Origin of the sequence: Streptomyces sp. NBC_01446, assembly GCF_026340095.1 — a bacterium.
Classification (GTDB): Bacteria; Actinomycetota; Actinomycetes; order Streptomycetales; family Streptomycetaceae; genus Streptomyces; species Streptomyces aureus.
The window spans coordinates 5896001-5908647 of sequence record NZ_JAPEPO010000001.1 but is presented as its reverse complement, the minus strand read 5'-3'; the positions used below and the strand labels follow the sequence as shown (position 1 = coordinate 5908647).

At 67.2% G+C, this 12647-nt stretch carries 11 protein-coding genes and 1 riboswitch; of the genes, 1 reads left to right on the top strand and 10 read right to left on the bottom strand.

All coding sequences use genetic code 11. From position 1 onward, the window contains the following. Positions 1–20: 20 nt before the first annotated feature. The 6 genes from OG456_RS26430 to OG456_RS26405 form a co-directional block, all read right to left on the bottom strand. Positions 21–1382 (bottom strand): aminotransferase class V-fold PLP-dependent enzyme, encoded by a 1362-nt coding sequence (locus tag OG456_RS26430; RefSeq protein ID WP_266565120.1) that lies wholly within the window; start codon positions 1380–1382, stop codon positions 21–23. A 166-nt stretch (positions 1383–1548) separates the two neighbouring features. Then, positions 1549–1665: riboswitch (SAM riboswitch) on the bottom strand. A 113-nt stretch (positions 1666–1778) separates the two neighbouring features. After that, complete coding sequence (trpD, locus tag OG456_RS26425; protein ID WP_266565118.1) at positions 1779–2843, bottom strand: anthranilate phosphoribosyltransferase; 1065 nt, start codon at positions 2841–2843, stop codon at positions 1779–1781. Between the two features lie 128 nt (positions 2844–2971). Then, positions 2972–4609, bottom strand: coding sequence for a cytochrome bc complex cytochrome b subunit (locus OG456_RS26420; RefSeq protein WP_266565116.1), 1638 nt, complete (start codon positions 4607–4609; stop codon positions 2972–2974). After that, entirely contained in the window at positions 4606–5664 is a 1059-nt protein-coding gene (locus OG456_RS26415; protein WP_266565114.1) for a Rieske 2Fe-2S domain-containing protein, read from the bottom strand. Before OG456_RS26415 ends, OG456_RS26420 begins: the two co-directional genes overlap by 4 nt. Next, positions 5661–6470 (bottom strand): c-type cytochrome, encoded by an 810-nt coding sequence (locus OG456_RS26410; protein WP_266565112.1) that lies wholly within the window; start codon positions 6468–6470, stop codon positions 5661–5663. Before OG456_RS26410 ends, OG456_RS26415 begins: the two co-directional genes overlap by 4 nt. Positions 6471–6544: 74 nt before the next feature. Further along, the gene (locus OG456_RS26405) at positions 6545–7165 is read right to left on the bottom strand and encodes a heme-copper oxidase subunit III (protein ID WP_266565110.1); all 621 of its coding nucleotides are present in this window, start codon (positions 7163–7165) and stop codon (positions 6545–6547) included. 187 nt (positions 7166–7352) lie between these two features. Here OG456_RS26405 and OG456_RS26400 point away from each other — a divergent pair, with 187 nt between their 5' ends. Further along, positions 7353–7754 carry a hypothetical protein gene (locus OG456_RS26400; protein ID WP_266565108.1) on the top strand — a complete coding sequence of 134 codons (402 nt, stop codon included), beginning with the start codon at positions 7353–7355 and terminating at the stop codon, positions 7752–7754. A gap of 80 nt (positions 7755–7834) precedes the next feature. On the opposite strand, the gene OG456_RS26395 is transcribed toward OG456_RS26400, so the two are convergent. The 4 genes from OG456_RS26395 to coxB form a co-directional block, all read right to left on the bottom strand. Further along, a complete protein-coding gene (locus OG456_RS26395; protein ID WP_266565101.1) occupies positions 7835–9094 on the bottom strand; it encodes an Ig-like domain-containing protein in 1260 nt (419 codons plus the stop codon). 133 nt (positions 9095–9227) lie between these two features. Further along, the gene (locus tag OG456_RS26390; protein ID WP_266565100.1) at positions 9228–9626 is read right to left on the bottom strand and encodes a cytochrome c oxidase subunit 4; all 399 of its coding nucleotides are present in this window, start codon (positions 9624–9626) and stop codon (positions 9228–9230) included. Further along, a complete protein-coding gene (ctaD, locus tag OG456_RS26385) occupies positions 9623–11359 on the bottom strand; it encodes a cytochrome c oxidase subunit I (protein ID WP_266565098.1) in 1737 nt (578 codons plus the stop codon). The genes OG456_RS26390 and ctaD overlap by 4 nt, the downstream gene beginning before the upstream one ends. Then, the gene (gene coxB, locus OG456_RS26380) at positions 11356–12315 is read right to left on the bottom strand and encodes a cytochrome c oxidase subunit II (protein WP_266565096.1); all 960 of its coding nucleotides are present in this window, start codon (positions 12313–12315) and stop codon (positions 11356–11358) included. The genes ctaD and coxB overlap by 4 nt, the downstream gene beginning before the upstream one ends. Positions 12316–12647 lie beyond the last annotated feature (332 nt).

Sequence of the window (12647 nt, the reverse complement as noted above, 5' to 3'; positions counted from 1 at the left end):
TGTCCGGCGCGGTACGCGGATCACACCGCGGGGACGCAACGCCCGTCCTCCGTGCGGTAGTTCCAGCGCGCGCCGTCGCGGACCAGCTCGGTGACGGCGCGGACGAAGCGCTCGACGTGCTCGTCCGGGGTGCCGGCGCCGAAGCTGACACGGATCGCGTTGAGGGACTTCTCGCCGGGCGCGGCCTCGGGCGCCCCGCACTCCCCCTGCGACTGCGGGTCGCTGCCCAGCAGGGTGCGCACGAGCGGGTGGGCGCAGAAGAGGCCGTCGCGCACCCCGATGCCGTACTCGGCGGAGAGCGCGGCCGCGAAGTGCGAGCTGTTCCAGCCGTCGACGACGAAGGAGATGACGCCGACGCGCGGGGCGTCGTCGCCGAACAGCGAGAGCACCTTCACCTCGGGCACGGCGGCGAGCCCGTCACGGACCTTGCCGATCAGGTGCTGCTCACGGGCGACGAGCGAGTCGAAGCCCGCCTCGGTGAGGGCCTTGCAGGCGGAGGCGATGGAGTAGACGCCGATGACGTTCGGCGAACCGGCCTCGTGGCGGGCCGCGCTGTCGTGCCACTCGACGTCCACACCGCCGTCGGCGCGACGCGCGACCTTGCGGGAGGCACCGCCGCCTGCGAGGTACGGCTCGGAGGCCTGGAGCCAGTCGGCGCGGCCGGCGAGGACGCCGGAGCCGAAGGGCGCGTACAGCTTGTGCCCGGAGAAGGCGACCCAGTCGACGTCGAGGTCCTGGATGTCGACGGGGTGGTGCGGGGCGAGCTGCGCGGCGTCGAGGACGATACGGGCGCCATGGGCGTGGGCCGCGGCGGCGAGCTCACGGACGGGCCACAGCTCGCCGGTGACGTTCGAGGCACCCGTGACGCACACCAGGGCGGGCCCGTACGGGTCGCGGTCGGCGAGGGCGCTCTCCAGGGTCTGGACGGCCTCGCCGGGCGTGCGCGGCGCGTTCAGGTAGGTCACGCGGGCGTCGCGCCACGGCAGGAGCGAGGCGTGATGCTCGGTCTCGAAGACGAAGACCTCGCAGTCGGCGGGGAGCACGGCGGCGAGCAGGTTGAGCGAGTCGGTGGTCGAGCGGGTGAAGATCACCTGGTCGTCCGCGCGGCAGCCGAGGAACTCGGCGACGGTCACGCGGGAGTTCTCGAAGAGGTCGGTCGACAGCTGCGACAGGTACCCGGCGCCGCGGTGGACGCTGCCGTAGTACGGCGCGTAGGCCGCCACGTCGTCCCAGACCCGCTGGAGCGCCGGGGCGCTCGCCGCGTAGTCGAGGGCCGCGTAGGTGACCTCGCCCCCGGTGACGAGCGGAACGGTGACATCCCGTCCGAGAACCGGCAGAGGGGTACAAAGCGACTGGTCGGCGGCAGCAGTGGAGACAGACATGGCGAACTCCCGTGAGAGACAAGCGAATTGACCACGCCGGAGCCGATGGCTCGACGGCGCAGCCGAAAAGGAAAAGGGGTGTGCGGAGGTGGGGCGGAGATGCCCTATCGCATTCGCTTGCTCACGAGACTGCTCCCTTGAGGACCAGGACCCCAGGGTGTGCAGGGGTCCGCGCTTGCAGAGCACCTTGCTGTGCACTGCCTGGTCTTCACCCGGGGCACCCCGCCACGGACGGAGGGTTGCCGGACAGCGAGCCGGGGCCTAATCGCTGTCACTCATGACCTGCCGAGAAGTATGCCAGCTGATCGCTTCATCGCAACAGCGTGTCCGCATCCCGGACGGAGCGTGGTGGGGAGGCACCGGCCGGCGCCTCCCCACCATCCATGCCCTACGCGCTCACGCGTTGCTGGCCGCCACCCAGCGCTCCAGCGTCCGCTTCGCCGAGCCCGAGTCGATCGACTCGGCGGCGCGGGCCATGCCGGCCCGGATCTGGTCGGTCAGGGGGCCGTCGCCGGGTGTGAGAGCGACGAGCGCCGCCGCCGAGTTGAGGAGGACCGCGTCCCGTACCGGGCCCCTCTCGCCGTCCAGGAGGCGGCGGGCGACCTCCGCGTTGTACGACGCGTCGGCGCCCCGCAGCGCGGACACCGGCACCAGCTCGAGGCCGACGTCCCGCGGGTCGAAGGCCTCCTCTCGCACGGCGCCGTCCCGGACCACCCAGATCCGCGAGGTCGCCGTCGTCGTCAGCTCGTCCAGACCGTCGTCGCCGCGGAACACGAGCGACGAGTGACCGCGCTCGGCGAAGACACCGGCCACGATGGGCGCCATCCGCGCGTCGGCGACCCCGACGGCCTGCGCCCGCACCTTGGCCGGGTTGGTCAGCGGACCGAGGAAGTTGAACGTCGTGCGGATGCCCAGCTGGCCGCGCGCCGCCGCCACGTGCCGCAGTGCCGGGTGGAACTTCACGGCGAAGCAGAACGTGATCCCCGCCTCCTCCGCGACCTCGACCACCCGCTTCGGGGTCAGCTCCAGGTTCACGCCGAGCTTCTCCAGGACGTCCGAGGCGCCGGACGCCGACGAGGCGGCGCGGTTGCCGTGCTTGACGACCTTGGCGCCCGTGCCCGCGATGACGACGGCCGACATCGTGGAGATGTTGACCGTCTTGGCGCCGTCGCCGCCCGTGCCGACGATGTCGACCGTGTCGCCCGGGACCTCGATCACATTCGCGTGCTCGTACATGGCCCGTACGAGGCCGGAGATCTCCTCGACGGTCTCACCCTTGGCGCGCATGGCCACCGCGAAGCCCGCGATCTGCGCGTCCGTGGCCTCGCCCCGCATGATGCGGTCCATGGCCCAGGCGGTGTCGTCGGCGCTCTGGTCGCGCCCTTCGAGGAGGCCGTTCAGGATCTGGGGCCAGGAACGGCCCGCCGCGGTATTGCCTCCTGCGGGGGTCACAGCATTCATCTGCCGCTCCTGGTTTTTCGTGTGTATGGGAACAAGGCCACCCTATCCAGCCCGGAGAGCGGCAAAGAGCCCCGTCCAGTGCCTGGACGGGGCTCTCACCGTGGCGACCGTGCGGTCAGTTCAGGTGATCAGTGGTGGCCGTGGCCGCTGGTGATCTCCTTGTACTCCTCGACAGTCGGCTTGGGGATCTGGCTCTCCTCGCCGTACATCCCCTCGGAGAGCTTGGCCCGCAGCTTCTCCGTACCGGACACCTTGCGCTCCACACCGTTCTCGTCGACCGTCGGGCCGATCTCGAGCGGCGCGTACTGCTCGTGCGCAGTGAGGGTGTGCAGGGCGTCGGACCCGAGCGGCTCGTGGACCTCGATGAACTCACCGTGCGGCAGGCGCTTGATGAGACCGGACTCGCGTCCGTGCAGCACCTTGTCCTTGTCGCGGCGCTGGAGGCCGAGGCAGATCCGCTTGGTGGCGACGAAGACCAGCACGGGCACGATGAAGAACCCGATGCGCACGAACCAGGTGATCGCGTTGATCGACAGGTGGAAGTGCGTGGCCCAGAGGTCGTTACCGCCACCGACGAGCAGGACGAAGTACCAGCTGATCCAGGCGGCACCGAACGCGGTCCGGGTCGGGACGTTGCGCGGGCGGTCCAGGATGTGGTGCTCGCGCTTGTCGCCGGTGACCCAGGACTCGATGAACGGGTAGACCGCGATGGCCACCAGGACCAGCGGGAAGATGATCAGCGGGATGAACACACCCAGGACGAGCGTGTGACCCCAGAGGTTGATCTCCCAGCCCGGCATGAAGCGGATCAGGCCTTCGGAGAAGCCCATGTACCAGTCGGGCTGGGCGCCGGTGGAGACCTGGTCGATCCGGTACGGGCCGATGGCCCAGATCGGGTTGATCGACGCGATCGCGGCGACGGCCGCGATGACACCGAAGACCAGGAAGAAGAAGCCACCCGCCTTGGCCATGTAGACCGGCAGCAGCGGCATGCCGACGACGTTGTTGTTCGTCTTTCCGGGGCCCGCGAACTGCGTGTGCTTGTGGTAGAAGACCAAGATCAGGTGGCCGACCACCAGGCCGAGCATGATGCCCGGCAGCAGCAGGATGTGGACCGAGTAGAACCGCGCGACGAAGTCGCCGCCCGGGAACTCGCCGCCGAAGAGGAAGAACGACAGGTACGTGCCGACGATCGGCACGGACAGGACCGCGCCCTCCATGAAGCGGACACCGGTGCCGGAGAGCAGGTCGTCCGGGAGCGAGTAACCGGTGAAACCGGTGAACATGCCGAGGACGAACAGCAGGAAGCCGAACAGCCAGTTGACCTCACGGGGCTTGCGGAACGCACCCGTGAAGAACACGCGCATCATGTGCACGAACATGCCGGCGAGGAAGATCAGCGCCGCCCAGTGGTGGATCTGCCGGATCAGCAGACCACCGCGCACATCGAAGGAGATGTGCATGGTCGAGTTGAACGCCTCGGACATCAGCTGTCCCTGCAGCGGGACGTAGCTGCCGTGGTACTCCACCTCGTTCATCGACGGGTGGAAGAACAGCGTCAGGTACACACCCGTGAGGATGATGATGATGAAGCTGTAGAGGCAGATCTCACCGAGCATGAAGGACCAGTGGTCCGGGAAGATCTTGCGCATGTTGGCCTTGGCCAGGGAGTAGATCCCGAGCCGGCCGTCCGCCCAGTCGGCCACCCGCTCACCGGCGGGCGCCTTCTCGCGCGAGGACGCGTCGTTGGTCGTCGTAGTGCTCATCCGCGCTCCCAGAAAGCAGGACCGACGGGCTCTGCGAAGTCGCCGAGCGCCTGCAGGTAACCCTCGCCGTTCACGCCGATACGCAGCTGCGGGAGCGCGTGGCCGGCGGGACCGAAGATGACGCGGGCGCCGTCGGAGAGGTCGAAGGTGGACTGGTGACAGGGGCAGAGCACGTGGTGCGTCTGCTGCTCGTACAGGGAGATCGGGCAACCCACGTGGGTGCAGACCTTCGAGTACGCGACGACGCCCTCGTGAGCCCACTCGAGCTCTTGCTTGTCCTTGATGTTCTCCGGCTGGATCCGGACCAGCATCAGGGCGGCCTTGCCCATGACCTGCTGGAAGTCCTCGTCCGTCTCCTCCACGCCCTCGGGCTTGGCGAAGGTGAGCGAGCCGACCACGATGTCCGAAGGACGCAGCGGCTCGTTCGTGTTCATGTTGACGAGGAGCTTGCCCTTCTTCCACGCGGTGTGCCGGAGCTTGTCCTCCGGCAGCGGACCGAGGTCACGGAGAAGGACGATGCCGGAGAGCGGGACCATCGCGACCGCGCCGAAGAGCGTGTTGCGGATCAGCTTGCGCCGGCCGAACTGCGACTCCTTGGCGCCCTGCTTGAAGTCCGCCAGGACCTTCGCCTTGACCTCGGGCTCGGCCGAGATCGCGTGACGGTCGTCGGCGACCTCCACGTCGGACATCAGGGTGCGGGCCCAGTGGACCGCGCCCGCGCCGATGCAGAACAGGGCCACGCCGAGCGTCATACCGAGCGCGAAGTTCAGCGCGCTGATGTGCCCGATCGGCCAGATGTAGACGCTCTGGTCGGCCTTGATCGTCACGAACGAGGCGATGAAGGCGACCGTGGCGAGCATCGAGAGCGTGAACAGGAAGGCGATCACACGCTCGGAGCGCTTGGCGGCCCGCTCGTCGATGTCCTGGACCCGGTGCTCGTGGGGCGGCAGCCCCGGATCGGCGAAGGGGTCGTCCTTCACCGCGACCGAGCCGTGCGGCTGGTCGGCGTCCTGCGCGCTGGGCAGGTTCTCTTCTGGAATCTCTTGGCTACTCATGACTTCTTGGCCTTTGCGGTCCGAGCGGCGACCCAGACGGCGACGGCGATCAGCGCGCCGAGACCGAAGATCCAGGCGAACAGGCCTTCACTGACGGGGCCGAGCCCGCCCAGGCTCAGACCACCGGGGCTCTCGGTCTCGTCGCCGTTGACCGCGTTGATGTACGCGATGATGTCCCTCTTGTTCTTCCCCGGCATCGTGGTGTCGGGGAAGGACGGCATGTTCTGCGGGCCCGTCTGCATGGCCTCGTAGATGTGCTTCGGGCTCACGCCCTCCAGGCTCGGCGCGAACTTGCCGTGTGTCAGCGCGCCGCCCTCACCGGTGAAGTTGTGGCACTGCGCGCAGTTGGTACGGAACAGCTCGCCACCGTTGGCGATGTCCGCACCCTCCGGGCTGACCTGGTTCTTCGTCGGGACGGTCGGACCGGCACCGAGCGACGCGACGTACGCCGCGAGCTGGTCGATCTCGGCCTGCGAGTAGATGACCTTCTTCTTCGGGATCTGCGCGCCGGGCTGCTGCGCAGGCATGCGCCCGGTGCCGACCTGGAAGTCGACGGCCGCGGCGCCCACGCCCGTCAGCGGCGGACCGTCAGAGCTGCCCTGACCGCCGGTGCCGTGGCAGCTGGCGCAGCCGACGGCGTAGAGCTTCTTGCCCTCGTCGATGGCGAGGGACTGGGCGGTTTCGTCGGCCTGCGCCTTGCTCGCGGGTGCGAACGCGGCGTACAGCCCCCCGGTGGCCGCCAGCGCGAGGAGTAGGACGACGACCGCCGCCAGCGGATGGCGTCGTCGTGCGGAGAGCTTTTTCACGGATTACCCCGGTGTCAGGATCTTCTGCGTCGGTGCTTGCTGGACGAGTCGGTACGTCGTGAACGACGTACCAACTACTTGATCAAGTAGATCGTGGCGAAAAGGCCGATCCAGACGACATCGACGAAGTGCCAGTAATAGGACACGACGATGGCTGCGGTCGCCTGCTCATGGGTGAACTTCCTGGCCGCGTATGTACGGCCCAGGACGAACAGGAAGGCGATGAGGCCGCCTGTCACGTGCAGTCCATGGAAGCCAGTCGTCAGGTAGAACACCGAGCCGTACGGGTCGGAGGACAGCGAGAGACCGTCCTTCTTGACCAGCTCGGTGTACTCGAAGATCTGACCGCCGATGAAGATCGCACCCATGATGAAGGTGACGATGAACCATGCCCTGAGCTTCTTCACATCCCCGCGCTCGGCGGCGAACACGCCGAGCTGACAGGTCAGTGAGGAGAGCACCAGGATCGTGGTGTTCGTCGCTGAGAACGGAACGTTCAGCGACTCGGCCATTTCCTTCCAGTGATCTGGTCCGGTCACCGATCGCAGGGTGAAGTACATCGCGAAGAGGGCCGCGAAGAACATCAGCTCGGAACTCAGCCAGATGATGGTTCCGACGCTGGTGAGGTTCGGCCGATTGACCGACGGGTGCGCGTGCCCGGTTTCTACTGTCGTTGCTGTCGCCACGACCGACATTATGTCGGTCGCTTATCTCGCGCTCACTCCGGGGGGTGCCGTTCGGAGTGTCTGTGGGGTGTGTCCAGCCCGTATGGCCCATCAGGGCGGTGTCCGAACCGGTGTTGACGGGGTGTCGGGAGGAGTAGGCTCCGCGCAACGCTTCCCCACCTTGATGAGTCAAAGACGCCGAAGTCTCGGAGGAACGATGCAGTCGACCGCGACGGTCCTGGTCTACAGCGACAACGCAAGCACCCGCGAACAGGTCCGCCTCGCGACCGGGCGCAGGCCCGCCGCCGACGCCCCCGAGATCGAGTTCGTCGAGTGCGCCACGCTCCCGGCGGTCCTCAAGGAACTGGACCGCGGCGGCATCGACGTCTGCGTCCTGGACGGCGAGGCCGTTCCCGCGGGCGGCATGGGCGTCTGCCGGCAGATCAAGGACGAGATCTTCCACTGCCCGCCGGTGCTGCTCCTGATGGGCCGCCCGCAGGATGCCTGGCTGGCCACCTGGAGCCGCGCCGAGGCCGCTGTGACGCTGCCGGTCGACCCGGTGGAGTTCGCGGGCGCACTGGCCGCTCTGCTGCGCTCGCGGAGCGCCGTGGAGGCGTAGGGCGCTCCGGCACGCCGACGAGGCGACCCGCAGCGCTGCCGCGGGTCGCCCCTTGCGTGTGTGGTCCGGAGTCAGAAGTCTCACACCTCGGGGCTCAGCCGGGCAGTCTGGACGCCGCTCTGGCCGCTGTCGGTCGCGACCGCCTGTATGGCGCTGCCCTTCTCCCAGTTCTTCCAGCTGAGGTTCCAGTCGCCGAAGCCGTTGCCGAACGGGTCCATCTGGGCGCCGTTGCTGTTGATGACCTTCACGATGTCGCCGATGCGGACGGTGTTGAAGAACCACTCGGCGTTGCTGGTGCTCATGCCGGTGCAGCCGTGGCTGACGTTGGCGTACCCCTGCGAGCCCGCGGACCAGGGCGCGGCGTGCACGTATTCGCCGCTCCAGGTCACCCGGGTCGCGAAGTACACGGGCATGTCGTACGAGTCCGACGAGCCCTCGGCGATGCCGATGCTGGTGCTGCGCATCTGTACGAAGCGTTCCTTGCCGAGCACCACCTTGACCCCGTTGCGGGTCTCGAAGCCGGGCTTGCCGGTGGTGACGGGGATGGTGTTGATCACTCGGCCGTTGCGGTAGACGGTCATCGAGTGGGAGCCGGCGTCGGTCACGGCCTCTATTCGGTCGCCGATGGTGAGGCGAAGGGGCTTGGAGGCGCCGCCCCAGAGGCCGTCGCCGACCTTTATGCCATTGAGGGTGCTGTGCGCCTCCACGGTGGCGCCTGCGGGCCAGTACTCCTCGGGGCGGTAGTGCAGCGTCTTGTCGTCCACCCAGGTCCAGGAGCCCGCCACGGCGGGCTCCGAGTCGACCTTCAGGGCCCTCTCAACGACGGCCCGTGCGGCCTTGTCCTTGACGGCGGCGCTGAGTACGGCGGTGACGGGCTGTCCGACGCCGTACTTTCCGGCCTCGGGGCCGAAGGTGACCTTCAGGGACTTGTTCTTGCCCGGGTGGCCCGTGTCGAAGGTGAGGACCTTGCGGCCCGGCGCCCCGTCTTCGTCCTCGGTGCTCACGTTCACCGTGTAGTGGGCGTCGGCGGCCAGCGGGGCGGTGCTGTGCCACCTGCTGCCGTCGGCGGACAGTTCGCCCGCGACATAGCGGCCTATGGAATCGGTGGCAGTGACATCGGTGATGCGTGCTTCGTCGCCCTCCGAGGTGATCTCTATGGGCTTGTTCGGGTCGGCCTTCTTGTTCCCGGACTCCCCGGCGAAGCTGATCTCGCTCGCCGCGTCGTACGGCTTGGCGGAGAGCGGGTGACTGGAGCTGCCGCAGGCCGTGACGCTCGCACCGAGTGCGGTCACCAGCAGAGTGCAGCCCATTACCGTGCGAATTCTCGGTGAGTGGTTCATGACCAACACGGTATGAACCCTGGCCGTTCGTGGCGCGTCGATTGGGCCGTCCGAGGCACGGCCGGTGCGGGGCACGGGAAAGGGCCCGGACACTCCGTCAGGAATGTCCGGGCCCTTCGGCGTCGGCCGGGCCCTACTGGGTCCGGTTCTCGCCGCGGTAGTACTCGAAGACCCAGCCCCACAGGCCGATCAGGATGATCGGGGCCGAGAAGTACATCAGCCACCAGCCGAAGACGACGCCCATGAAACCGAGCGCACCACCGATGGCCAGGGCGAGCGGCTGCCAGCTGTGCGGGCTGAAGAAGCCCACCTCACCGGCGTCGTCCGCGACATCGGCCTCCTTGTTGTCCTGCGCACCGGTGTCGAGCCGCCGGGCCGTGAAGGCCAGGTAGTAGCCGACCATGATGCACAGGCCGAAGGCCAGGAAGAGCGCCGTGGTTCCGGCGGGCTCCTTCGACCACACGCCGTAGACGATCGCCGTGGCGAGCACGAAGACGCTCAGCCAGATGAACATCTTGCCTTGGACCTTCACTTGCCGGCCTCCTTGCCACCGGAGAGAGCGTTGCCCCCGTGGCCGCCGTTCTGGAGCTGGTCCATCGCGGCGATCTCCGGGTGGTGCAGGTCGAACGCCGGCGATTCACTGCGAATGCGCGGCAGGGTGAGGAAGTTGTGCCGCGGCGGCGGGCAGGACGTCGCCCATTCGAGCGAACGGCCGTAGCCCCACGGGTCGTCGACCTCGACCTTCTTGCCGTACTTGGCGGTCTTCCACACGTTGTAGAGGAACGGCAGGATCGACAGACCGAGCAGGAACGAGGAGATCGTCGAGATCGTGTTCAGCGCGGTGAAGCCGTCGGCCGCGAGGTAGTCCGCGTAACGACGCGGCATGCCCTCGACGCCCAGCCAGTGCTGCACCAGGAACGTGCCGTGGAAGCCGATGAACAGCGTCCAGAACGTGATCTTGCCGAGCCGCTCGTCGAGCATCTTGCCCGTGAACTTCGGCCACCAGAAGTGGAATCCGGCGAACATCGCGAAGACCACGGTGCCGAAGACGACGTAGTGGAAGTGCGCGACGACGAAGTACGAGTCCGAGACGTGGAAGTCCAGCGGCGGGGCCGCCAGGATGACGCCGGTCAGACCACCGAAGACGAAGGTGATCAGGAAGCCGATCGTCCAGAGCATCGGTGTCTCGAAGGACAGTGAGCCCTTCCACATCGTGCCGATCCAGTTGAAGAACTTCACGCCGGTCGGTACGGCGATGAGGAACGTCATGAAGGAGAAGAACGGCAACAGCACGCCGCCGGTGACGTACATGTGGTGCGCCCACACGGTCACGGACAGACCCGCGATCGCGATGGTCGCGCCGATCAGGCCCGAGTAGCCGAACATCGGCTTCCTCGAGAACACCGGGATCACTTCGGAAATGATTCCGAAGAATGGCAACGCGATGATGTACACCTCTGGGTGTCCGAAGAACCAGAAGAGGTGTTGCCAGAGCAACGCTCCGCCGTTGGTCGCGTCGAACACATGGGCGCCGAATTTTCGGTCCGCCTCCAGGGCGAACAGTGCGGCCGCCAGGACCGGGAAGGCGAGCAGGACCAGGACGGCGGTCAGCAGCACGTTCCACACGAAGATCGGCATGCGGAACATCGTCATGCCGGGAGCGCGCATGCAGATGATCGTGGTGATGAAGTTGACCGCGCCGAGGATCGTGCCGAAGCCGGAGAAGGCCAGACCCATGATCCACATGTCGGCGCCGATGCCCGGGCTGCGGACTGCGTCCGACAGCGGGGAGTAGGCGAACCAGCCGAAGTCGGCCGCACCCTGCGGGGTGAGGAAACCGCCGACGGCGATGGTCGAGCCGAACAGGTAGAGCCAGTAGGCGAACATGTTCAGCCGCGGGAACGCCACGTCGGGCGCGCCGATCTGCAGCGGCATGATCCAGTTCGTGAAACCGGCGAACAGCGGCGTCGCGAACATCAGCAGCATGATCGTGCCGTGCATCGTGAACGCCTGGTTGAACTGCTCGTTCGACATGATCTGGTTGCCGGGACGAGCGAGTTCGGCGCGCATGAAGAGCGCCATGAGTCCGCCGATGCAGAAGAACGCGAACGACGTGACCAGGTAGAGCGTGCCGATCGTCTTGTGGTCAGTGGTGGTCAGCCACTTGACGACGACATTCCCCGGCTGCTTGCGCCTGACCGGCAGCTCGTTCTCGTACGAGTCTTCAGCTGCGGCGGCACCCTGAGGTTCGTTGAGGATGCTCACAGGTTGTTCGTCTCCCGGTTCTTCTCGTGGCTCGTCTGCGCGATGCCGGACGGGATGTAACCGGTCTGCCCCTTCTTCGCGAGGTCCTTGAGGTGCTGCTGGTAGCGCTCAGGAGAGACGACCTTCACGTTGAACAGCATGCGCGAGTGGTCGACGCCGCAGAGCTCGGCGCACTTGCCCAGGAAGGTGCCCTCCCGGTTGGGAGTCACCTCGAAGGCGTTGGTGTGGCCCGGAATGACGTCCTGCTTCATCAGGAACGGCACCACCCAGAAGTCATGGATGACGTCGCGCGAGGTGAGGACGAACCGGACCTTCTCGCCCTTGGGGAGCCAGAGGGTGGGGCCGGGGTTCTTCGTCTGCGGGTTCCTCGATGCCGGCGTACCGGCCTCGTAGACGCCGCCGGCGTTCGCCGGGAAGTCCTCGATGAAGCGGTCCGGAATGCCGGCCAGTTCCTTCGAGGTCTTCGCGTCACCCGTGGAGCCGGGCACGTTCTCGACGTAGTTGAAGCCCCAGCTCCACTGATAGCCGACCACGTTGATGGTGTGGGCCGGCTTGTCCGCGAGGCTGAGGAGCTTCGTCTCGTCTCGCGCCGTGAAGTAGAAGAGGACCGAGACGATGATGAGCGGTACAACCGTGTACAGCGCCTCTAGCGGCATGTTGTACCGCGTCTGCGTAGGTACCTCGATCTTGGTGCGGCTGCGCCGGTGGAAGAAGATGCTCCACAGGATCAGGCCCCAGACAAGGACACCCGTGGCGAGCGCTGCCGCCCACGAGCCCTGCCAGAGGGAGAGGATCCTGGGACCTTCTTCCGTAACCGGGGTCGGCATACCAAGACGAGGAAAGTCCTTGTATGTGCAACCAGTAGCGGTTACCAGGATCAGGCCCGCAGTCAGCACCTGCGGCAGCTTCCGCCGCATCGGGCGCCGCGACGAGCGGTCGGAGCCGTTGGGACTCACGTAGCGCCTTCCCGAGAGTCTCGCCCGCGCTGGTTGGCTACGGCCGTCTCGCTGGTCGCTCGCCGCCCTGGCACACGGGCAGGGGTTTGGATGTTTATGCGGACCAAACCCTACTGGACGCTAATTGGGGTCGCGCGGGGAGGGTGCCTAACGCGCCGCGGGTCACTCAGAAGGGGTGGAACTTGCTGTTCCGGGGGGATCTGACGGGGGATCGGGGGGATGTCCGGTGGGCGCGGGGCGAGCGGTCCGACGGCGGGGCGCGCTCCGGGCGGTGGGCGTCGTGCCGTCCTCCGCGTCCCTGGCCCGACGCCGTGCTCACCCGGGGCTTTACC